This is a genomic window from Acidobacteriota bacterium (assembly GCA_016195325.1).
Taxonomy (GTDB): domain Bacteria; phylum Acidobacteriota; class Polarisedimenticolia; order JACPZX01; family JACPZX01; genus JACPZX01.
This window is the reverse complement of the sequence record JACPZX010000014.1, coordinates 1-22,618: the sequence shown is the minus strand read 5'-3', so window position 1 is coordinate 22,618 and position 22,618 is coordinate 1. Positions and strand designations below refer to the sequence as shown.

General features: G+C 66.4%; 17 protein-coding genes. 10 read left to right on the top strand and 7 right to left on the bottom strand.

Features of this window, described 5'->3' with window-relative positions; all coding sequences use genetic code 11:
- The 5 genes from HY049_02395 to HY049_02375 form a co-directional block, all read left to right on the top strand.
- A partial coding sequence (locus HY049_02395; protein MBI3447763.1) for a hypothetical protein occupies positions 1-147 on the top strand: 147 nt, incomplete at its 5' end.
- Positions 148-151: 4 nt separating this feature from the next.
- A complete protein-coding gene (gene fsa, locus HY049_02390) occupies positions 152-808 on the top strand; it encodes a fructose-6-phosphate aldolase (GenBank protein ID MBI3447762.1) in 657 nt (218 codons plus the stop codon).
- Entirely contained in the window at positions 808-2,349 is a 1,542-nt protein-coding gene (locus tag HY049_02385) for an acyl-CoA carboxylase subunit beta (protein ID MBI3447761.1), read from the top strand. Before fsa ends, HY049_02385 begins: the two co-directional genes overlap by 1 nt.
- 18 nt (positions 2,350-2,367) lie before the next feature.
- On the top strand, positions 2,368-3,897 hold the full coding sequence (accC, locus tag HY049_02380) for an acetyl-CoA carboxylase biotin carboxylase subunit (protein MBI3447760.1): 1,530 nt from the start codon (positions 2,368-2,370) through the stop codon (positions 3,895-3,897).
- Positions 3,894-4,424 carry a hypothetical protein gene (locus HY049_02375; GenBank protein ID MBI3447759.1) on the top strand — a complete coding sequence of 177 codons (531 nt, stop codon included), beginning with the start codon at positions 3,894-3,896 and terminating at the stop codon, positions 4,422-4,424. Before accC ends, HY049_02375 begins: the two co-directional genes overlap by 4 nt.
- An 84-nt stretch (positions 4,425-4,508) precedes the next feature.
- On the opposite strand, the gene HY049_02370 is transcribed toward HY049_02375, so the two are convergent.
- On the bottom strand, positions 4,509-4,784 hold the full coding sequence (locus tag HY049_02370; GenBank protein MBI3447758.1) for an HU family DNA-binding protein: 276 nt from the start codon (positions 4,782-4,784) through the stop codon (positions 4,509-4,511).
- Between the two features lie 105 nt (positions 4,785-4,889).
- On the opposite strand from HY049_02370, the gene HY049_02365 reads away from it, so the two are divergent.
- The 3 genes from HY049_02365 to HY049_02355 all read left to right on the top strand — a co-directional run bounded on the left by HY049_02365 (position 4,890) and on the right by HY049_02355 (position 8,529).
- On the top strand, positions 4,890-7,043 hold the full coding sequence (locus HY049_02365; protein MBI3447757.1) for a VWA domain-containing protein: 2,154 nt from the start codon (positions 4,890-4,892) through the stop codon (positions 7,041-7,043).
- Between the two features lie 25 nt (positions 7,044-7,068).
- Positions 7,069-7,524 carry a nuclear transport factor 2 family protein gene (locus HY049_02360; protein ID MBI3447756.1) on the top strand — a complete coding sequence of 152 codons (456 nt, stop codon included), beginning with the start codon at positions 7,069-7,071 and terminating at the stop codon, positions 7,522-7,524.
- Positions 7,525-7,866: 342 nt separating this feature from the next.
- Positions 7,867-8,529: a hypothetical protein gene (locus HY049_02355; GenBank protein MBI3447755.1), complete on the top strand. Its 663-nt coding sequence runs from the start codon at positions 7,867-7,869 to the stop codon at positions 8,527-8,529.
- On the opposite strand, the gene HY049_02350 is transcribed toward HY049_02355, so the two are convergent.
- The 6 genes from HY049_02350 to HY049_02325 form a co-directional block, all read right to left on the bottom strand.
- Positions 8,508-14,072, bottom strand: coding sequence for a sigma 54-interacting transcriptional regulator (locus HY049_02350; protein ID MBI3447754.1), 5,565 nt, complete (start codon positions 14,070-14,072; stop codon positions 8,508-8,510). The two genes, HY049_02355 and HY049_02350, sit on opposite strands and share 22 nt — an antisense overlap.
- A gap of 49 nt (positions 14,073-14,121) precedes the next feature.
- A complete protein-coding gene (locus HY049_02345; GenBank protein ID MBI3447753.1) occupies positions 14,122-14,466 on the bottom strand; it encodes a hypothetical protein in 345 nt (114 codons plus the stop codon).
- A 273-nt stretch (positions 14,467-14,739) separates the two neighbouring features.
- Positions 14,740-18,345 carry a response regulator gene (locus HY049_02340; GenBank protein ID MBI3447752.1) on the bottom strand — a complete coding sequence of 1,202 codons (3,606 nt, stop codon included), beginning with the start codon at positions 18,343-18,345 and terminating at the stop codon, positions 14,740-14,742.
- A gap of 34 nt (positions 18,346-18,379) precedes the next feature.
- A complete protein-coding gene (locus HY049_02335; GenBank protein MBI3447751.1) occupies positions 18,380-19,288 on the bottom strand; it encodes a diguanylate cyclase in 909 nt (302 codons plus the stop codon).
- Between the two features lie 444 nt (positions 19,289-19,732).
- Entirely contained in the window at positions 19,733-20,584 is an 852-nt protein-coding gene (locus HY049_02330; GenBank protein ID MBI3447750.1) for a UbiA family prenyltransferase, read from the bottom strand.
- 11 nt (positions 20,585-20,595) lie between these two features.
- Positions 20,596-21,225: a UbiX family flavin prenyltransferase gene (locus tag HY049_02325; protein ID MBI3447749.1), complete on the bottom strand. Its 630-nt coding sequence runs from the start codon at positions 21,223-21,225 to the stop codon at positions 20,596-20,598.
- A 100-nt stretch (positions 21,226-21,325) separates the two neighbouring features.
- Here HY049_02325 and larB point away from each other — a divergent pair, with 100 nt between their 5' ends.
- Positions 21,326-22,120, top strand: coding sequence for a nickel pincer cofactor biosynthesis protein LarB (larB, locus tag HY049_02320; GenBank protein MBI3447748.1), 795 nt, complete (start codon positions 21,326-21,328; stop codon positions 22,118-22,120).
- A gap of 222 nt (positions 22,121-22,342) precedes the next feature.
- Positions 22,343-22,552 (top strand): 30S ribosomal protein S21, encoded by a 210-nt coding sequence (rpsU, locus tag HY049_02315; protein MBI3447747.1) that lies wholly within the window; start codon positions 22,343-22,345, stop codon positions 22,550-22,552.
- The last annotated feature ends 66 nt before the right edge of the window (positions 22,553-22,618 follow it).

The following is a 22,618-nucleotide window of genomic DNA, read 5'->3' as shown; positions in this document are numbered from 1 at the left end:
ATGGAGGAGTCCGCGGACGCGACGGGCCCCGGGCTCGTCGTGGTGCCGCCGCCCCCCGACCCGGCCGATCTCGAGGCCGTCCCCGAGCCGGACGGAGGGTCCGACGGGAGCACTCCGGACGGCCCGGACGGAGACGAAGAGGAGTGAGACGATGAAGTTCTTTCTCGACACCGGCAGCGTGGAAGAGATCCGCAAGGGGCTCGAGCTCGGGCTCGTGGACGGCGTGACGACCAACCCGTCTCTCGTCGCGAAGGAAGGGCGCTCGTTCAAGGACCTCCTCAAGGAGATCTGCTCGATCGTGAGCGGCCCCGTGAACGCCGAGGTCACCGCCATCGACTCGCCGGGGATGCTGAAGCAGGCGATGGAGCTGAAGGAGATCGCCCCGAACATCATCATCAAGATTCCGATGGTGCCCGAAGGGCTCAAGACCCTCAAGATTTTGTCCGAGAAGAAGGTCCGGACGAACATCACGCTCATCTTCTCACCCGTGCAGGCCCTCGTCGCCGCGAAGCTGGGCGCGAGCTACGTCAGCCCCTTCATCGGCCGGCTCGACGACATCGGCCAGGTCGGGATGGACGTGATCCGGCAGATCCGGCAGATCTACGACAACTACGGCCTCGAGACGGAGATCCTCACCGCGAGCGTCCGGCACCCGGTGCACGTCCTCGAGGCGGCGCTCGCCGGGAGCGACGTCGCGACGATGCCCCTCAAGGTCTACGAGATGCTCATCAAGCACCCCCTGACCGACGCCGGCAACGAGAAGTTCCTCGCCGACTGGAAGAAGCTGGCCGGGCAGAACGCCAGGTAGTGGACCGCTACGCCGACCTCAGAGCCCGCAACGAAGCCGCACTGAAGGGGGGCGGAGAGGAGAGGCTCCGCCGCCAGCACGACGCGGGCAAGCTCACGGCGCGGGAGCGCATCGAGGCGCTCCTCGACGGCGGCACCTTCCAGGAGTTCGACCGCTTCGTCGAGCACCGATCCACCCTCTTCGGGATGGAGCAGCAGAAGATCCCGGGTGACGGCGTCATCACGGGTTGGGGAAAGGTCGAGGGGCGCCCCCTCTTCGTGTTCGCGCAGGACTTCACCGTCTTCGGCGGATCGCTCTCGGAGTCGTACGCCGAGAAGATCTGCAAGGTCATGGACCTGGCCATGAAGGTGGGCGCGCCGATCGTCGGCCTGAACGATTCCGGCGGAGCGCGCATCCAGGAGGGAGTCGTCAGCCTCGCCGGCTACGCCGACATCTTCCTGCGGAACACGCTCGCCTCGGGAGTGGTCCCGCAGATCTCGGCCATCATGGGGCCGTGCGCGGGCGGCGCCGTCTACTCCCCGGCGATCACCGACTTCACGGCGATGGTCGAGAACACGTCCTACATGTTCATCACCGGGCCGGACGTCATCCGCACCGTGACGCACGAGGAGATCTCCAAGGAGGAGCTGGGCGGGGCCCACGCGCACAACCGCACGAGCGGCGTCGCGCACTTCGCCGCGCCCGACGACCGGGCCTGTCTCGCGCTCATCCGCGATCTTCTCTCCTTCATGCCGCAGAACAACCAGGACGAGCCCCCGATCCGCGAGACCCGCGACGATCCGGATCGCCGCGAGGAGCGCCTCACGACGCTCGTCCCCGAGAACCCGAATCAGCCCTATGACATCAAGGAGCTGATCCGGCTGGTCGTCGACGAGGGGTATTTCCTCGAGGTGCACGAGGAGTTCGCCCCGAACATCGTCGTGGGGTTCGCGCGCCTCGACGGCCGCCCCGTGGGGCTGGTGGCCAACCAGCCCGCCGTCCTCGCCGGCGCCCTCGACATCGACTCGTCCGTGAAGGGGGCGCGCTTCGTCCGCTTCTGCGACGCCTTCAACATCCCCCTCGTCGTCTTCGAGGACGTCCCGGGTTTCCTCCCGGGCGTGCGCCAGGAGCATGGCGGCATCATCCGTCACGGGGCGAAGCTGCTCTACGCGTTCGCCGAGGCGACGGTGCCGAAGCTCACCGTCATCACCCGGAAGAGCTACGGCGGGGCGTACTGCGTCATGGCGAGCAAGCACATCCGCACCGACGTGAACTTCGCCTACCCGACGGCCGAGATCGCGGTGATGGGCCCCGAGGGGGCGGTCGAGATCCTCTACAAGAAGGAGCTCTCGCAGGCGAAGGACCCCGCGGCCGCGCGCGCGCTGAGGGTCCGGGAGTTCCGGGACGCGTTCGCAAACCCGTACGTGGCCGCGCAGCGCGGCTACGTCGATGAGATCATCGAGCCGAAGGAGACCCGGCCGAAGCTCATCGCCGCGCTCGGCCTCCTCTCGACGAAGATCGACCGCAATCCGCCCCGCAAGCACGGCAACATCCCCCTGTAGGATCCGAGGCGCGCGCCGATGTCGGCTCCCTTCCGCAAGATTCTCGTCGCGAACCGGGGGGAGATCGCCGTCCGCGTGGCGCGCGCGTGCCGCGAGATGGGGATCGCGACGGTGGCCGTCTTCTCCGACGCCGATCGCGACAGCCTCCACGTGCGCTACGCCGACGAGGCGTACCCCATCGGCCCGCCGGCCCCCGCCGAGAGCTACCTCCGCATCGACACCCTTCTCGAAGTCGCCCGCCGCTCGGGGGCCGAGGCGATCCATCCCGGTTACGGATTCCTGTCGGAGAACCCGAACTTCGCCGAGGCCTGCGGGAAGGCGGGGGTGATCTTCATCGGCCCGCCGGCGCGCGCCATGGAGATGATGGGGAACAAGATCGAAGCCCGCCGGATCATGAAGGCCGCCTCCGTGCCGATCACTCCCGGCTCTGCCGGCGCCGTGACGAGCGCGGCGGAGGTCCGGAAGATCGCCGGCGAGATCGGCTACCCGATTCTCATCAAGGCTGCGGCGGGGGGCGGCGGGCGAGGCATGCGCGTCGTCCGGGCGGCGGGCGAGATCGAGTCGGCGCTGACCGCCTGCCGATCGGAGGCGGAAGCCGCCTTCGGCGATTCGAGCGTCTACGTCGAGCGGTACGCGGAGAAGGTCCGGCACATCGAGGTCCAGGTTCTCGCGGACGCGAAGGGGAACACCGTGCATCTGGGAGAGCGGGAGTGCTCGATCCAGCGCCGGCACCAGAAGCTCATCGAGGAGTCTCCATCTCCCGCGATCGACGATTCCTCCCGCGCCCGCCTCTGCGAAGCGGCGGTCCGCGCCTGCGAGGCGATCGGGTACCGGTCGGCGGGCACCGTCGAGTTCCTCGCCGACGGCGAGGGGGGCTTCTCGTTCATGGAGGTCAACGCGAGGCTCCAGGTGGAGCATCCGGTCACCGAGATGGTGACGGGGATCGATCTCGTGAAGGCGCAGATCCGGATCGCCGCCGGCGAGGCGCTGGCTCTCCGCCAGGACGAGATCCGGATCCGGGGGGCGTCCATCGAGTGCCGCCTGTGCGCCGAGGATCCCGACAATCATTTCCTCCCGTCCCCCGGACGCATCGACAGGCTTCGCGCGCCCGGCGGCCCGGGCGTGCGCGACGACAGCGGCGTCTACGAGGGGTACGTCATGCCGCCGCACTACGACTCGCTCTTCGCGAAGCTGATCGTCTGGGGAGAGACGCGCCTTGCGGCCATCGAGAGGATGCGGCGCGCGCTCGACGAGTACGTCGTCGAGGGGATCCCGACGACGCTCCCGTTCCACCGGCGCGTCATGAGCGACGCGCGATTCGTCGACGGCGATCTGCACACCCGGTTCATCGAGGGACTGAACGGCCGCTCCCCGCACGCCGGCTCGCAGGCGCCGGATCGCGCCCTCGACCTCGCGGCGATCGCGGTCGCGCTGGCGAAAGAGTCGGGCGCGCGGCGGATGTCGGCCGAGGCCGAGCGGAAGGGGCGCGGGCTCTCGAGCGGGTGGCGGCAGGCGGGAAGGCGGCGTCAGATGGACGATCGGCTGTGAGCCAGCAGAGCACGAGGACGTCGATCCGGATCGGCGAGCGCCTCCACGAGGTCTCGCTTCAGCGGCGCGGCGCGCGGGTCGTCGCATCGGTCGACGGCCGCGAGTACCGGCTCAACGTCCACGAGTCGCACGGAGGGGTCTACTCGCTGCTGCCTCTCGACGAGGGGGGAGCGCAGGTCGAGGTGCAGGTGGCGCCGTCGCGCGACGACGCGGGGATGTACCACGTCCGGGTGAGGGGACGCGCGTTCGAGGCGAGGGCGGAGGCCCCGGGGAGCCGGGAGAGGGAGACGATCCAGCGATCGGCCGGGGCAGGGCCGCGGCCGCTCAAGTCGGTGATGCCGGGGCGCATCGTGCGCCTGCTTGTCGAGGCCGGGGCGTCGGTGAAGCGGGGCCAGGGGATCATCGTCGTCGAGGCGATGAAGATGGAGAACGAGCTTCCGTCCTCGAAGGATGGGATCGTCACACAGATTCTGGTCTCGCCGGGAGATCGGGTGGAATCCGGAGCGACTCTCGCCATCATCGAGTGACGCGGCGTGCCGCGGAGGTGTCCGTTGAAAATCGAAGGGGCGCCCGTGAAGGCGCCCCAGATGAATGCGTTCTTGGAAGTACGACTACCTGTTGACGATCGAGTCGAGCTCTTTGCCCGCCTTGAACCGGACCAGCTTCTTGGCCTTGATCTGGATGCTCGCGCCCGTCTGCGGGTTGCGGCCGATGCGGGCCTTTCTCTTGGACGAGTAGAAGGTTCCGAAGCCCACGAGCGTGACGCGCTGTCCCTTCTTGACCGACTTGGTGATCCCGTCGATGAGCGAAGCGACCGCTGCCGCGGCCTGACCCTTGGTGATCTCCGCCTCTTCCGCGATCTTCTTGATGAGATCCGCCTTGTTCATCCGATACCCCCTTGCGTCCGGTCACGTGTCTGAGAATCGTACGGGCGAGCGATTTCGCCCGGAGCGGCGTCGTTTATACCAGAGCCCCGAAAACGAGTCAAGAACATGAGCGCGAGAAAAGCCCATCAGCGTGAGGTTTCGAACTTCCGGTGGATCCTCCCGGCGGCGCTTCTGCTCGTGACGCTGCCCGCGGCGGCGCGCGCCGTGTCCGAGCCGCCGCCGCTGCGGCCGAAGGGCATGGCGATCGAGCACGCGGAGGCGAACCTCGTTCTCGTCGACGTCCTCGTGCGGGATCGTGACGGGAAGTCCGTCGCCGGGCTGAAGCAGGGCGACTTCGATCTGCTGATCGACCGGCTGCCCGCACCGATCGCGTCGTTCGAGGACGCGTGCGTCGAAACGCCGGCGGCGACGCCCGGGGCCGAAGCCACCGCATCCGGCCCGCCTGCGCCGCCCGCTCCCGCGGAGAAGCGGCACATCGTCATGTTCTTCGACATCGCCCAGCTCACGCGGGTGGGACGGAACCGATCCCTCGACGCCGCGCTGAAATTCGTGCGCGATTCGATGCGCCCCGAGGACAGCGTGATGCTCCTCGCGATGAAGGGGAAGCCGATCCTCCTCGAATCGTTCACGTCGGATCGGGATCGCCTCGCGGCCCGCCTCGAGGCGGTCAAGGCCGACGACGACATGCTCGACATGTCCGTCGTGGAGGAGCGGCTGAACATGCTCGACATCATGAGCAAGGACTGCGCGCCGCTCGATCCCGAGTGCCACGCGCGGCTGAGCGTCGCCAGCGCGTACGCGCTGGCGGAGGAGGCCAAGACCCGCCGCAGCCTCAGCGCGCTCAAGAGCCTCATGCCGGCTCTCGCGGCGATCCGGGGCCGCAAGAGCCTCGTGTACTTCAGCGAGACGCTCCGCGACGAGCCGGGGCTGCAGTACCTCCTCGTGGTGGGCAGCTCGCCGGCTCAGATCGGCATCAACCTGAAGCCGGTGATTCAGGACCTGCACAAGGAGGCGAACATCTCGGGCGTCTCGTTCTACCCGGTCTTCGCCGCCGGGCTCGGAGAGGGGAGCGGGAGCAGCTTCAACGACGCGTCGATGGGGCGCATCGCGTCCGGCGACACGCAGCTCCCCGCGCGCGCGGGGCAGGCGGGGGAGGACGCCGCGCTCGGCCTCGAGACGACCCTCGCCCTCGAGACGGGGGGTCAGTCCCTCAAGCGATCGAACGATCTGTCGAGGACCTTCGCGGCGATGAGCGCCGACCTCTCGTGCTACTACGTCATCGGCTACGCCAACACGGGCCCCGGCGACGGCAAGCGCCACAGCATCATCGTGAAGGCGAAGACGAAGGGATACGACGTCCGGCACCGTCCGTACTTCGAGGATCTCTCGGAGATCACGCGCCTCGACAAGAAGTTCACTTCGGCGCTCATCGCCCCGGCCTACTACAGGGAGATCGCGACGAACGTCAACGCCTTCCAGCTCGCTCCGAGCGCGCAGGGGATCCCGTTCCTGGTCAAGATCGACGTTCCGCTCGACGCCGTGACGCTGGTCAACCAGGCGGACGGCAAGCGCGCGGGCGAGGTCGAGGTCCGGGGAAAGGTCTGGAGCGGGCCCAACGAAGCCTGCAAGTTCTCGCGGCGGTTCCCCGTGGGCCTCGAGCCGGGCGAGACCACGGCGTCGCGACACCTGGTCTACGAGGCCGGCTGCGTCCTGCAGCCCGGGAGCTACGACCTCACCGTGGCGGTCCTCGATGGGGCGAGCTGGGAGATCGGAGGGGCCGAGACCCCTCTCCCGGTGAAGGCGAAGGCGCCGGGCGTCGTGGGCGACGTTCTCCTCTGGACGTCGACGATCGGCGACTACCTCGTCGCGGCCGACGCCGTTTCCGTCGGCATTCAGGACTCGGGCAGCGGCCACGGCTTCGTGCCGAAGAGCGAACGCCGGTTCGACGCCCGCGAGGCGGCGCTGATTTACGCGATCGTGTGCCCGCCCCCGGCGGCCGGTTCCACGGACCCGGCCGCCGGGCGCCTCGACGTGTCCCGCAGCATCATCTCGGGCGATTCGGTCGTCGCCGCGTTCCCTCCGCTCCAGATGGGGAGCCCCGCCCAGCCGGCGAAGGATTGCGAGGGAAGCTTCGCCACGATCCCACCGGGACGCCTTCAGCCGGGTCTGTACACCTTTCAGGTGAAGGTCACCGGCGCCGGAGGCGATCCGATCCTGCGCCGGGCGAACTTCGCGGTGGACGCGGGTGCGAAGAACTGACGAGCGGGCTCATGGAGATCACGCGATGAAGAGAACGACGATGCTCGCCCTGGCGCTGACCGCCTGCGCCTCGATGGGGCTGCCGATCGCCGAGACGAACCAGGAGCTGGCGCTCGAGGTAAGGGCCACCGAGATGGCTTTCGCCGCCACGATGGCGGCCCGGGATCACAACGCCTTCACGTCCTTCGTCGCCGACGAGGCCGTCTTCTTCGGGGGGAAGAGCGTGCAGCGCGGCAAGCCCGCGGTGGCCGCCGCCTGGAAGAAGTTTTTCGAGGAGCCGAAGGCCCCCTTCTCGTGGGCGCCCGAACAGGTCGAGGTCCTCGACTCCGGCACCCTCGCGCTGAGCACGGGCCCCGTCCTCGACCCGGACGGCAAGAGGATCGGGACCTTCAGCTCCATCTGGCGGCGTGAGCCGGACGGAAAGTGGAAGATCGCCTTCGACAAGGGATGCCCCCCCTGCGACGGCGCGTCCCGGCCCTGAGCTCCCCGACCTGACGCGGTCACCGCGCGTCCGTAACGCCGCGGCGACCGCGTAACGGCCCCGCGTCCGCCGGCGGACGCCCCCGAGGCCGGCAGGCGCCTCTCCGTTCCCGCGACCTCCCTGTTCCATCAATCACTTCCCTCCCCTACGAGACAAACCCGACAGTCGGCACGCTTCCTGCCTAGCCTCGGGCACACGCCATTGAAGCAATCATCGGTCAGCGCTGACCTCCAACGGTGCGGATCGCCGTCGCAGCACGGTGCCGCGAGGCGATCCGCCGCCCCGTGAGAGGGACCGACCATGTCGAGGTATTGCAGGCGTCTTGTGTTCGAGATCATTGCGATGGGTGTTGTCGTCACCGCCATCGCGGGCGGGATCAATCCGGCGGGCGTCATTGACGGTGGCCCGTGGTCTCGCATCGTCTACGACGCCGCCGGCAACGTCGTCTCGGCCGCCGGCCGGACCTCCCAGCGGACACCGATGGCGCTGACGGTCGCGACGTCCGAGGAGCCCGGCCTCGTCGTGGCGACGACCACGTTCGTCCGCGGCGAGGAGACGCTGCGCATGGAGCGCGTCTACGACGAGGCGCGGGGCCTCGAGGTCACCTACTCGGCCGGGGCTGAGAGCGCGAAGCTCTTCATCAAGCGCGACGCCGACACCGGCGAGACGAGCGCCGTCGTGGTGCTCGCGGACGGCGAGGTGAGGGCCGCGACCCTCGGCGAGCGGGGGAACCGTCTCTCCGGAGACGCGAGGGGAGTCCGCGAGGCGTTTCTCGAGCGCTCGCACCTCTTCCAGCTCGTCCGCGAGTTCGAGCGGAATGCCTCGATGCTCGGCGGCCCGGTGCCGGAGGCGCCCTGCCTCGACGGGCGCGCGAACGGGCGCAAGAACCAGTGCGCGTGGGAGTGCGCGTTGTCCGGGGTGTCGTGCGGGATTTGCAAGTCGAGCTGCGCCGCGGGGTGCTCTCCGGGGATGGCTCTCGACCGTCAGTCGCGGCCGGCGCGGTAGTCGATCCCGAGCTTCTGCATCCGCCGGTAGAGCGTCATCCGGCTGCACCCGAGGATGCTGGCGGCGAGCGATTTGTCCCCCGCGGCGCGGGCCAGCGCATCGACGATGCGCGCGCGCTCCTCGAGCTGTGAGACCTTCCGCAGCTCATCCTCGGTCAGCCATCCCTTGCCGGATCCCGCCTCCGGCGCCGGCTCACCGGCCGATCCCGGGCCCGGGTCGCTCAGGAGATCGCGAATCTCCTCGTACGACCCGCCTCGCAGCGACTCCGGCAGGAACTCCCGCCGGACCGCGCCGTCCCTGGAGAGGACCAGCGCGGACTCGACCGCGTTCTTCAGCTCGCGGACGTTCCCCGGCCACGCGTGCTCGCGAATTCTCCTCAGGGCCGACTCGCCGATGCCGCGATAGGCGATCTTCTCCTTCTCGCAGAACGCTCGCGCGAACTGCTCGGCGAGGGCGGCGGCATCCCCGGCCCGCTCGCGGAGAGGAGGCATCTTCACCGTGACCACGTTCAGCCGGTAGAAGAGATCCTCACGGAACTTCGACTCCTGCACGGCCCTCTCGAGGTCGGTGTTCGTGGCCGCGACGATGCGGACGTCCACCTTGCGCGGCGTCGTGTCGCCGATCCGTCGCAGCTCGCCCGTCTGGAGGACCCTCAGGAGCTTCGACTGGAACAGCGTCGTGGTGTTCGTGATCTCGTCCAGGAAGAGCGTCCCTCCGTCGGCCTCCTCGAAGAGGCCGCGCTTGTCCTCCTCGGCCCCCGTGAAGGCCCCCTTCCGGTACCCGAAGAGCTCGCTCTCCACCAACGTGTCGGGCAGCGCGCCGCAGTCGACCGTCACGAACGGCGCCATCTTGCGGCGCCCCGAGAAGTGAATCGCCCTCGCCGCCAGCTCCTTGCCGGTTCCGGACTCGCCGGTCACGAGCACGTTGCAGTCCGACGCGATCACGGCCTCGAGGACGCGGTACGTCTTCTTCATCACCGCCGAGTCTCCGAGGATCGCGTCGAGGCGGTAGATCTGGCAGAGCTGCTTCTGGCGAAGCAGGGCTTCTTCGCGCTGTCGATCTCTGTCCCACGCGACGCGGATGCTCCCGGTCATGCGCGCGGCCATCGCCCGCGCGGCCCGCAGGTCCTCCTCCCGCAGCAGGCGGCCGCCGGCCCGGCTGTCGAGGTAGAGCGCGCCGGTGACCTTGTGCCCGAACTTCAGCGGGACGCAGACGATGGAGACGATCTGAAACAGGCTGACGCTGTGCCGGTCGCGGTATCGTTCGTCGCGCGCCGTGTCGACGACGAGAATCTCCTCTCCCTGCGCCGCCCGGTCGATGACCGTGCGGCAGTAGGACCGCGCATCCTGAATCGACTCGTTCTCGAGCCCGCGCGCGACGACGATCTCCGTCGAGCCGTCGGGGGCGATCAGGAAAACCATCCCCCGATCGCACGCGATGGCCCGGAGTGATTCCTCGAGAAGATGAGTGATGGTGGTGCGGAGGTCGGGGGGATCGAGAGACGTTGCGAGTTTGGTAGGGCTCGTCAGATCCATGACGATGCCGGATGTGCTTGGACGCTCGCACGCGATCTGAAAATCCTTGGATTGGTTGCTGTCCGAAAGTACTTCGCTGGTCACGCGTCGATTCAATTCGACTTCCGGCAACAGATCCAACTTCGTCCTACGATCACTTGAACTGGCATCCCCGACATCCATCGAGTTCGGTACCGTCTCTCCCAACTCACTGGATCCGAGCGTGATCGAGCCAACGCACTCAAGCACTCTCCGTCGCCATGAAACGGCCAAGAAGCGCTGCCGATCCAAGAGATCGGGGAGGGACTTGGCAGTCGCCTTGATGATCGCTGCCGATTCCAACAGACACTCGTGTCCGAAGTCCTCTTTCCCGAGAATGGAGGCCACATCAGCAAGCACTGCCCGAGACCGCGCCCGAAGTGTCGCAAGACCAATTTCATCCGCCGAATCCCGGCACGCTTCAAGAGCCGCGCGCGCTTCGGAGTATCGACCCTCGAGGCTTAGCGCAATTCCAGTAATCAGAAAAGCTTCAGCCCTATCCGGGCGAAGACCACACTGGTCACACAACTCGATGATGTGCTTCGCTGTGGCAAGACTCCGGTCCGTGTTGCCGCTGACAAGCGCAAGCCAAGCCTTACTAATTCCCGAACGTACCATGCATGTCCGGGCCTGAGCGACCTCGGCGAGGCTCGCGGCTTGATCAATGAGGAGACCGGCCTGAGGCTCCCAACCAGCCGATGCAGCTCGTGACTGAAGAGCAGACCGCCAAGCAGTCAGGCCACTGGCTCCACCTGTGTTGTCTGTCATTTCGGCTGGCAACGTGTCTGCTGCGTCGAGACTCAAAGCATCGGCCCAGCCACACCGAGAAGCGGCTGCCACGACGGTGTCTCCGAGAGCGGATGCGATCTCCATCGCGACCTTGAAGTACTCCAAGGCCTCCGAAGCCCTGCCGCACTGTAGACTGCACTCTCCCAGTCCATTCAACGCGAGCGCTTCGAAGCTTTTCATCCCGGCGCTTCGCGCAGATTCGAGTACGCGCCCAAGTTGTGCGACCGATTCCCCGAAAAACCCCTCCTCCAAGTCCAAGAGCGCGATGCTGTAGATGAGATAGAGCGTGACTTCGTTTAGGTCAGTCTTTCGCGAACGATGAAGCGCGTCACTAAACCGTCTCCGGCTGAGCGAGAACGCCCCCCTAAGTCGAGCGGTTTCCCCGGCGTTGATCGCCGCCGTAGCTCCGCAACATTCAAGATCGCCAGCGTCAGTCGCCCTTAGACAAGCTTCGAACTCCCGCTCAGCTGCATCCAAATCTCCTCGCTCAAGCAAGACCCAGCCAATGTTGTTCTGCGCGACCGTCCGCAGCACAATATCGCCTACCTCTTCGGCAATCTTGAACCACGACCGAAAGTCCTCAAATGCGTCGGCATACCTTCTGAGTCCCATGCGAGCCAGACCGGCTAGATTGAGTGCCAAGCCAGTGACAAGTTTGTCTCCGGACACCCTCGCAAGTTCACCAGCGCGCGAGGCGTGCCCAAGCGAACCAGAAAAATCCCCGGACTTGTGGGCAGCCGTACCGAGTACGAGGTAGGCCTCGGCGGCAGCCCGCGGTGCGGGGTTGGCTTCCTGGACTCTGAGAGCCTTGAGGGCGTATGCCTCGGCCGACCGCAGGTTTCCGCGGTCTGCGCCGAGCCGACCCAAGTGAGCTAGAGCAAGCGCCTCTCTGTCGGAGTCTTGTGTTCGCCGACTGCAGAGAAGGATCTCTAGGTAGCAGGACTCCGCCCTTCGGAGGTCGCCGATCTGCCTCAAGAGGACGGCCGTCCGTTCAAGAATGTGGCAACGTCGATCGGTTTCTTCATCGGGAATCAGGTTCAGAACGTCGAGGTAGGATGAAATTGCTTGATGGGCGGCTCCCTGTCTATGGGCCCACGTTGCTGCGGCCAGCGCGTACTTCGGACCCTTGCTCGAGCAATGACCTCGAACGAAATGAAACGCAATCGGGAGACAACGAGCGTCGTTCGGTTCACCCCACAGACGTTCGAGTGCCACACCAATACTTCGGTGAAGCGAGGCCTTCCTGTCCGCGGACAGTCGACCGTAGACTGCATCTCGATAGACATCATGAGAGAACGAGAAGCGCGATTCCAGCTCAGACGAATCGCACCGAAGGACGCCAACCGCCACCAAGTCTTGTAATGATCTCCGAAGCTCAAGGAGCGGAAGGCCAGACGCTTGGTGGATTAGTGAAATTGTTGCCGGCTCACCTAGGATGCTGAGCCAGTCCAACACTGGGGTGTCCGAAGCCGGGACGGACTCGAGGCGAGTTGATACGAGAGATCGAAGGGACGAATGCCTCAAGTGTTCGTGGAGCGTGTCGTGACGCACGCGCCACCGAAAAGGGCCACCACTGACGACGCCGTTGTCGCTGAGTTGAGCCAGGGTTTCCATGAGGAAACGTGGATTGCCTTTCGTAATGGCGCTGAGGGTATCGGCAAGCTTGCTCAATTCTCTGCACGGACCGAGGGAACGCTCCAAGAAGTCTCTTGTCTCGTCTGTAGTCAATGGATCTACAGTCATGTGCAGAAGTCTTGGTGAACCGGCATAGGTCGTTCGAGCGTCGACGATCCAATCATCGAACGGCGGCCCGGTCCGAGCCGTAGCAATCAGGACGAACGGGCTGGTCAGGGCCCGCGGCAATAGCCTTTGAAAGAGGGCGAGAGAGTCCTCGGTTGCCGCATGCACATCCTCTAGGACCAGCACCATGGAGCGAGCGGACGCCTGTCGTGCGATAGATTCCGCAACGGAGTCGAGTCGACGTAAGAGCAAGTCTCGGGCCCATGGAGGTGAGTTCGTGTAGTCGTCAAGTGCACCCATGGCGATCGGCAGCGGCGCGTGGGACGGATCGCATCTCGAGTCCGCCGTCAATCTGTCGAGAAGTACCTGGAAGGGTTGAAACGGAATCGCCACGCTGTCAGTGCATGAGATTCGGACAAGAGGAATGTCGACTGTTGTCAGATGGGCTTGCAGAGCGTCCATCAATCGAGACTTACCGCTGCCCGCTTCACCCTGAATGAGGAACACTGAGGGTTTCCAGTCGTCAAGTACGCTGGTGTTTTTCAGTCGAAGCGAGGAGTCGAGCAATCGGGCGAGTTGCTTGCCGCGTCCTGGTAGTTCGGAGGAATCAAACGTGGACCGAATGCCACTTGGAGTGTCGTATGGGATTTCGGCGACGGCACCTTCGCGGAGGGCATCGATGACATCAGCAACGGTCGTAGGCCGGTTTCTCGGGTCCGGGTCCGTCAACTCACGGACAAGATGGGCGAGGTGTGGTGGTAGATGATCGAGCGGATCGGTGGATCTGGTTGGTAGCGACAGGGGCGCGACGGCGTTGCTGGAGAGGGCGGGAAAGAAGTCCGCGATGATGTGGCCAAGAGCGAAGAGATCTACCCGTTGGTCGGCTGGAAGTCCGGCGAGTATCTCTGGAGCGGCGTATGGCAAGGTTCCTCGCCGAGGCAGGGCGGTGTTCTGGGCAACGGTCGTAGCGAATCCGAGGTCGATGAGACGGAGAGCTGGCTCCGTGACGGTGCCGTCCGACTCGACTTGGTCGGAAGTCGGTAACTGGATGAGAATGTTTTCTGGTTTCAGATCGCCGTGAACTAGGCCGCGCGCGTGCAGGAACCCCAAGGCCCGACAAAGCTGTACGAGCAACGACCGAGCGTGATCAGGCGTGACCCGAGCTCGAACCGCGCGGATGTCAGATCCGGGAAAGAATTCGAGCACAAGGACTGGGCCGGCATTGGGGTCGTGTCGTAACCCAAAGGTTCTCAGGAGGTTTGGGTGGCTGAGTCTTGAAAGGAGGAGAAACTCGGCTTGAAGTGCGGTCTCGGCGCCGGATCCCCTGAGGGCAGGCTTTACGAACTTGAGAGCGACGGACTTCCTAGTCGACGGATCGAGAGCCTTGTAGACTGAACACGATCGGCCCTCACCCAGGAGCTCCTGCAGGACATACTCCTGAGGCTCACCGAGGTCTAGCATTTCGGTGAAGCCTCAGGGTTGAGCGCTGGAATACGGGAAGCGGGGAGCTTTAGTGTGCTTGAGCCGAACCGCGCCGAAGCCAATCCAGCAGCAGGAGGAACTGCTCGGCGATCGGGTTCTGGCTGGTCGCACTCGATTGGAGCGAATGAGAGCCAATGCCGAGACCAGCCAACCGGACCGAACCGATTCCCAGCCCGTGAAGTGAAATCGGCGTCGAGCCGATCCCAAGTCCCGAGAGTTTGACCGGAGACGATCCAATCCCAAGCCCCTGGATCTGCGAGTCCGACCGCCGGGACCCAATCCCCAGCCCCGCCTGCGCGCCGGACATCGATGCCATCGACAGCGCGAGTGCGGTGGCGGTGATGGCGGCCGCCTTCGTGAACGATACCTTCATCGGATGACCTCCTCCGCGTTGCGCCGACAGGCGCAACTTCGAATTCGGTCCCGAATAAAGCAACGACCTTGCCATGGACGACGCTCTGGCGATCAATCTTGTAACTACCTGTAGCCAGTCGACTTATCGAGACGAACGGTCCGCGCCAGAACCCTGCCCTGAGCCCGGGAGTCTCACCTTGAGACTCAGGACACTCGACTCCTGAGAATCCGCACCCCTCGCGTCTCAAGTTGACGCCGGCCACGGCCGAGCGGGAGTAATGGTAGGAGGACCTCATCGCCCCACCCCCACCGTCTCCCGTTCCGCGAGGACGGCGAGCCAGTGAACCACGCGCTCGAGGAGCTGGGCGCGGTTCACCGGCTTGGAGATGTAGTCATCGCATCCCGCGGCGAGAGTGCGCTCGCGGTCACCGGCCATCGCGGCCGCGGTCAGGGCGATGACGGGAATGTCCTTCAGGTGACCCGAGCGCTTCAGAAGACGCGTCGCATCGAAGCCGCTCATGACCGGCATCATCATGTCCATCAGGATCAGATCCGGGCGCTCGCGATCCGCCAGCATCACGCCATCGTTGCCGTTCTCCGCCACCAGGACCTCGTGCCCCTCCGCGCGGAGGATGAACCCGATCGAGTACTGATTCGCCGCGTCGTCCTCCACGAGAAGGATGCGAGCGCGCCGCGCCGACCCCGCCACCCCGTCCCGGACACGAGTGGGAGCCGCGACGAACTCCGGGGAGGAGGAAGACGGCCGAGAGGAAATGACCGCCGGCGAAACGGCCGCCGGCAGCGGCAGATCGGCGCGCGCGGGGACGGACTGCAGCGCGCGCTGGAGCTCGTCGAGCATCTCCTCGATCTGGAGCGGGACCTTGGGGAAGATGCGCCGAGCGGCGGGGATGAGACGGGCGCGATCCGCGTCGGAGAGATCCATGGCCGTGTAGACCATGACCGGGATGTGAGCCGTTCGAGGATCGGACTTCAGGCGCGACAGGATCTCGTAGCCATCGACGCCGGGCATGAGGAGGTCGAGGACGATGATGTCGGGGAGCTCGGCGGCGGCCCAGACGACGGCGGCCGGACCATCCTCCATGGTGATGACGTCGAGCCCGGCCTTCTCGAAGAGCGTGCGCGCTATCCCGAGCTCGACGGGATCGTCGTCGATGACGAGCACCTTGCGGACGTCCTTCTTGCGGATCTTCTCCAGCTCCTTGAGCACGCCCAGGAACTGCTTCTCGGTCATCGGCTTGGTGAGGTAGCGGAAGGCGCCGGCGCAGACGCCGCGCTCGCGGTGGTCGAGGACGCTCGAGATGATGACGGGGATGTCCTTGAGGTCTTCGGTGATCTTCAGCTCCTCGAGCACCTCCCAGCCGCTCTTCTGCGGGAGCATCAGGTCGAGGACGATTGCAACGGGCCTGAACTGGCGCGCCTTGTCCATGACCTGCTCGCCGTTGATGGCGAAGATGACCTGGTAGCCGTGACGGGAGAGGAACTGCCTGTACACGTAGAGCGACTCCGGATCGTCGTCGACGACCAGAATCGTCGGGATGTGCGGGAGCAGCTTGTCGGTGTCGTCGTAGATGTCGAGGAATCGCGGCGAGATCGGCACGGGGTGCTCGACGAACGGCGAGACGAACTTCCGCTTCTTCCCCTCGGCGAGCCGCGGCCTGTTCACGGGATCGGCGGACGAGGAGGCGGGCGGCATCGCGGGGACGTACGTCGTGGCGAGGTTCAGGAGGGACTCGTGCTCCTCGGCGGGCGCGTCGTGGTCGCGCACCCCTTCGGCGGGGACGAGGACGCGGAAGGTCGAGCCCCGGCCGACGGCGCTCTCGACGGAGATCTCGCCGCCGAGGAGCTCGGCGAGCTTCTTCGAGATGGCGAGCCCGAGCCCGCTGCCGCCGTACTTGCGCGTCGTCGATCCGTCCGCCTGCTGGAACTCGTCGAAGATCTTCTCCTGGGCCTCGGGAGGGATGCCGATGCCGGTGTCGGTGACCTTCAGCTCGAGCCAGAAAGGATCGTGCGGATCGATGCGCGCGGAGATCTCGTCGGCGCCGGGGAGGTGCCGGCGGCGGTGGGAGAGGGCGACGCCGACCTTCCCCTTCTCCGTGAACTTGACGGCGTTGCCGAGCAGGTTGACGAGGATCTGCCGGATCTTGGCGTCGTCGGAGCGGACGAGCGGCGGCAGCATCGGGTCGACCATCACCTCGAGCGCCAGGCCCTTCTCGTTCGCGAGGGGCTCGATCGTGTCGCGGATCGCGGTCATCGCGTTCCTGAGGTCCATGACGCCCAGGTGAATCTCCATCCGGCCGGCCTCGATCTTCGAGAGGTCGAGGATGTCGTTGATGAGCTTGAGGAGGTTCCGCCCCGAGCGGTTGATGATCGTGACCTGCTTCACCTGCTCGTCGTTCAGGTCCCCGCTGATGCGCTGCCCGAGAATCTCCGAGAGCGCGAGAACCGCGTTGAGCGGGGTCCGAAGCTCGTGCGACATGTTCGCGAGGAACTGGCTCTTGAGCCTCGACGCCTCGAGCACCTGCCTGTTCTGCTCCTCGATCTTGCGGTTCTGATCCTGGACCTCGCGGGTCCGGTCCGCGACGAGGCGCTCCAGGTTCAGGTTCGTCCGGGTCAACGAGTCGTTCGACTCGCGAAGAGAGTCCACCATGCTGGACAGCGCGGTCGCGAGCTGGCCGATCTCGTTGCGGGAGGGGACCGCGAGCCCGACCCGGAGATCTCCGGCGGCGATGAGGTTCGCCCGGTACGCCAGATCGTTGAGCGGTCGCGCGAGGCGGCGCGAGACGAACCATACGAACGGCACGGCGAGCAGGATGAAGACGCCGCCGACCACGACGACGTGGCGCCGGATCGCGAGAATCGGCGAGACGACTTCCTGGCGCGACACCGTGCCGAAGACGGTCCAGCCCAGCGGCCCGAGGCTCGCGGGGGTGAAGATCCGCGAATAGCCGAGGAGCCATGTGTCCGCCGACGCGCTGGCGAGCGAGGCGGGCCGCACGCCGTTCGGAACCGGGGACTGCGGCGCCCCCGACGGATCGCCCGCGACGCGGGGACGGCGCTCGTACATCAGCATCCCGCGGGGCCCGGGCGCGGCGACCACGGTGCGGAGGTACGCGAGCTCGGGGATCTCGTCCACCTTCTTCCACAGGTAGGCGGCGTCCGGGTGGGCGATCACGCGGCCGTCGCGCGACAGCACGAACAGGAAACCCTTGTCGCCGATGCGCGCGGATCCCATCGATTCCTGGACGCCGCGGAGATTGATGATGGCCCGGAGGACCCCGGCGGGCTCGCGCGTGCCGTCGGGGATCGGCAGGGCCACGGAGTACACGTAGCCACCGGTCGCCGGGTCGCGCTCGAGATTGCCCAACGAGCGCCCGCGGCGCATCGCCTCCTGCCACCACGTCTGGCCCGAGTGGAGGAGCTGCTCCTGCGTCGACGTGCAGCCGATGGCGAGCCCGAACCTGTCGGTGAGGAGGAACTGGGAGATGTACGTGTGGGCCGATACGACCGAGCGCAGGTGCTGGGCGATCTCGGGCCGCTCGTCGAGACAGGTGGCGCCAGCGAAGCGCTTTCTCATGGCGGGCTCGACCCGCTCCCTGACGGGGATGGTCGCGTGCGCCTCGCTCAGGAAGATGGCGGCGTCGCGAATGGCCGGCGAGAGCGTGATCGTCTCGACTTCACGCACGCGCTCCTGCAGCTCCCCGTCGATCGCCGTGACGGCCTGGTCGACGGTGTTGAGGAGATCCCTCTGGACCGTTTCCTCCTGGGCGCGGCTGACCATGTCGAACGCGAAATAGGAGACGAGGCCGACCAGCGCGACCGCGATGCTGGCGAAGACCACCGTCAGCTCGGTGGAGAGGCTCTTGAGTCGAAGCGGCATCAGTCACCGAGGTGCCGGCGCGGACCGCCGGAGTTCAGGCGACGCAAACCATGTTGCGCCCGGCTTCCTTCGCCTGGTACAGCGCGGTGTCCGCGCGGCGCATCAGCTCGTCGGCGGAGGCGATGGTCTCGTCGGGGTAGGTCGAGATCCCGACGCTTATCGTCACGCGCAGCGGCGTGGCGTTCTGCGAGAAGTCGTGGGCTTCCACGTCGGCTCGAATCCGCTCCGCGACGAGCCGGGCGCCGTCGAGGTTGTTCGAGAAGAGGACGATCATGAACTCCTCGCCGCCGTACCGGACCGCGATGTCGCTCTTGCGGATGTGGCGCCTCAGAATCGTGGCCGTGTCGCGCAGAACGGCGTCTCCGGTCGCGTGCCCGTGGTTGTCGTTGATCGCCTTGAAGTGATCGAGATCGATCATGACGCACGCGAGCGGGGAGGCGTGTCGGCGTGACCGGGCCATCTCCTCCTCGAGGCGCTGGTGGAGGAACCGCCGGTTGTAGAGTCCGGTCAGCGAGTCGGTGAGCGAGGCGCGGCGCGCCTCCGCCTCGGCGCGCTGGATTCGCACCATCACGCCGATGCGCGCGAGGAGCTCGGGAGCGCTGAACGGCTTCGTGACGTAATCGTGCGCCCCCGCGTCGAGGCCCCGCGCGATCTCGTCGTGGTCGCGGTACCGGGCCGTGAGAAAGACGATGGGGATGTTCTCGGTCCGGGCATCCGCCTTCAGCCGGCGGCAGACCGCGTAGCCGTCCATGTCCGGCATGTGGATGTCGAGGAGCACGACCTCGGGAGTCGCCGCCGTCGCGATCTGGATCGCTTCGGCGCCGCTCGAAGCCTCCAGGCACCGGTACCCTTTCGACTCGAGGATCAGGCGGAGTGCGTAGAGGTTCGTCTCCTCATCGTCGACGATGAGGATGGTCGCGGCGGTCACGGAAGGCGCGGACATGTGGCCGATGAGCCCTCTTATCTATGTATCTACAGGACTCTGAATATACGCAATAGGAGTGCGATGGCAAGCTATGTCGCATTTTCGGATATACAGAAAATCCCGTCTACTGCAATGGGGTTGAGGGGGTGGTCAGAAGTAGCGGGAGTAAGCCACCCGCGAGAGCCGCCTGAAGAGCTCCAGCAAGGAATGGAGAAAGGAGGGAGGAAGTTCCGATCGCATGCATCACGTCAAAGCACTCCGGATGCCATCGCCGGAGGTTCAGGGCTTACTCCCTTGCGGTCACTTCGTTGCGAGCCGGTTGGGCGTTCCGTCGAGACCCGTCGTGGCTTCAATTTGAGACCTTGTAAGTCATCCTTTGATTATTGGCTCCATACAGCTGCTTTGAAGCCATGTCTCAGAGTTGGAGCTAACTTGAAGGTCTCACGTTGAACCATGCCGCCTTCACCGGGCGGCGAGCTCAACGACTGTGGCGGTCAGAAGTCCGACCGAGGTCCAACCGTTGGCCGTGAAGAAGGCGACGTTGATCTTCGAGAGATCGTCGGCGCGGATGATGTGGTGCTCGTAGTACAGGATTCCCGCGACCAGGATGACCGCGGCGAAGTAGACCCACCCGAGCGTCGCCGAGAGGCCGAGCGTCACCAGAAGCGCGACCATCAAGAGGTGCAGGGCGGACGACATCCGAAGCGCGACGGGGATTCCAAACCGGGCCGGGAGCGAGTGAAGACCGAGGCGCCGGTCGATCTCGACGTCCTGGCAGGCGTACATGACGTCGAACCCCGCGGTCCACGCGGCCACTGCCAGGCCGAGGATGACCGGGGTCCAGGCGGGGCGGCCGGTGACCGCGATCCACGACGCGATCGGGGCGATGCCGAGGGACGCGCCGAGATGGAGGTGGGACAGCGCGGAAAACCTCTTCGTGAGCGAGTAGGAGAGGATCACGGCGAGCGCGACGGGGCTCAGGAGAAGGCAGAGCCGGTTCAGCCCAGCCGCCGCGCCGACGAAGATCGCGATGGCGGCCCCCAGGAGCGCGAGAGCCCGCCCCCGCGAAAGTCGACCCGACGGGAGCGGCCGCCCCGCGGTCCGCGGGTTGAGACGATCGAACCGGGCGTCGGCGATCCGGTTGAAGCACATGGCGGCGGTGCGGGCGCCCACCATCGCAAGCGTCACGAGCGCGAGCGGCCTCCCGCCCGGCCAGCCGCGCGCGCCGAGGATCATCCCCATGAACGCGAAGGGGAGGGCGAAGATCGTGTGCTGGAACGCGACGAGCTCGGCGTAGAGCCCGAGCCGCCGCAGCGCGGCGCCCGTCAAGCCGTTTCCGGCGCGGCCACTTCCGCCTTCCAGCGCTTCCCGATCCGGTGGGGGAGCTTCAGGAGATCCATGACGCGCGCGGCATATTGCTCCGCGATCTCGTCGATCCCCACGGGGCGGTTGTAGAACAGCGGAGTGACCGGCGTGACGATGGCCCCCGCGAGGGTGGCCTGCCGCATGTTCTCGATATGGATGAGGTTCAGGGGGGATTCGCGGACGCCGAGGATGAGGGGCCGCCGCTCCTTGAGCATGACTTCGGCGGCGCGGTGGATCAGGTTGCGGCTGTTCCCGGTGGCGATGGCGGCCAGCGTGCCGGTGCTGCACGGGACGATCGCCATCGCGGCGCACGGGTACGAGCCGCTCGCGATGGGAGCCGCGAGATCCTCCTCCTCGAGCCATCGGATCGTGCGGGCCGCGGGTGGAGCGATCGCCCGGCGGAACTCCTCGAGCGATTCGGAGTCGAGGCCCAGCTCCACGCGCGCGACCCTTCGGGCCGCCCGCGAGGCGACGACGTGAAGGGCCGCGACGTCGGGGTGCAGGGCCAGCTCCGCGAGGAGGCGGCGCGCGCACAGCGTGCCGCTCGCGCCGGTGATGCCGAGGGCCAGCTCGAGGGATCGGGATCTCATTCGGTGGCATCCGAGTGTGTGGTCGGTGGCCTCGATGATAGGCGCCGCTTTCTGGGAGAGTCAACGGAGGCTATACTCCGCGCTCTCCGGAAAGGACTCCGTGGACCAGAACCATCTCTCGAAGCTTCTTCAGGACGTCGCCCGGGGGAAGGTGCGCCCGTCCGAGGCGCTCGAATCGCTGCGCGAGCTTCCCTTCATCGACATGGGGTTCGCCAGATACGACACGCACCGCGCGCTGCGGAAGGGCTTCCCGGAGGTCATCCTGGCCGAGGGGAAGTCCGAGGCGCAGGTGGTCGGCATCGTCGAAAAGGTCGCCCCGCACAGGACGCCGCTCCTCATCACCCGAGCCCGCCCCTCCCTCTACCTCGCGGTCGTCGAGGTGGCCCCGGCCGCGGAGTACCACGAAGAGGCACGAGCCATCACGCTCGCGGGGACCGAAAGGCGGCCGCTGCGCGAGGGTCTCGTCGTCGTCGCGGCGGGAACGTCGGACATTCCGGTGGCCGAGGAGGCCGCCGTGACGGCGGAGATCATGGGGAACCGCGCCGAGCGGATCTACGACGTCGGCGTCGCGGGAATCCACCGGCTCCTCGCCGAGTCGGGGAGGCTGCAGAAGGCCCGCGTGATCGTCGTCGTGGCCGGGATGGAGGGAGCGCTCCCGGGTGTCGTGACGGGACTCGTCCGGGCGCCCGTCATCGGAGTGCCCGTCAGCACCGGGTACGGGACCGCGTTCGGCGGCGTCGCGGCGCTCCTCTCGATGCTCAACGCGTGCGCGTCGGGGCTCACGGTGGTCAACATCGACAACGGATTCGGCGCGGGGTACGCGGCGAGCCTCATCCTCGCGGGCCACGACGATTCGAAGAGCCCGGCCTCGAGGCCGCGCCGGCGGCGCGCTTGACTCTTCCCGAAGGCTCCCGTAGTCTTCCCGCGACTCACTCACCGGCAGACGCTCCTTCGTGTCCACTCACCCTGCGATCGTGCGAGCGGCGAATCGTTGTCGTCGTTCGACCGTCGGGGTTCCGTCCGTCGTGCCCGAGAGAGTCAGATGCCGACGTGCGCGCCCGGTCCGTGCACCTTCCGGGTGTCGCGCCAACCTTCGCATAGGAAGGGGGGAAGTTGAATGCCTGTGGTCAAGGTGCGCGAGGACGAGACGCTCGAGAACGCTCTGCGCCGCTTCAAGCGCAAGTGCGAGAAGTCCGGAATTCTCAGCGAGCTGAAGAAGAGACAGCACTACGAGAAACCGAGCGCCCGTCGCAAGCGTAAGGCTCTTGCCGCCCGGAAGAAGATGTTGAAGCGGCTGGCCCAGGAAAAAAAGCTGGAGGGGCTGTAAGCCCTCCCGCTCCACACGATTGACTCCGTCCGTTGTCGAACATGTCGGGGAGGCCGCGCGCGGCCT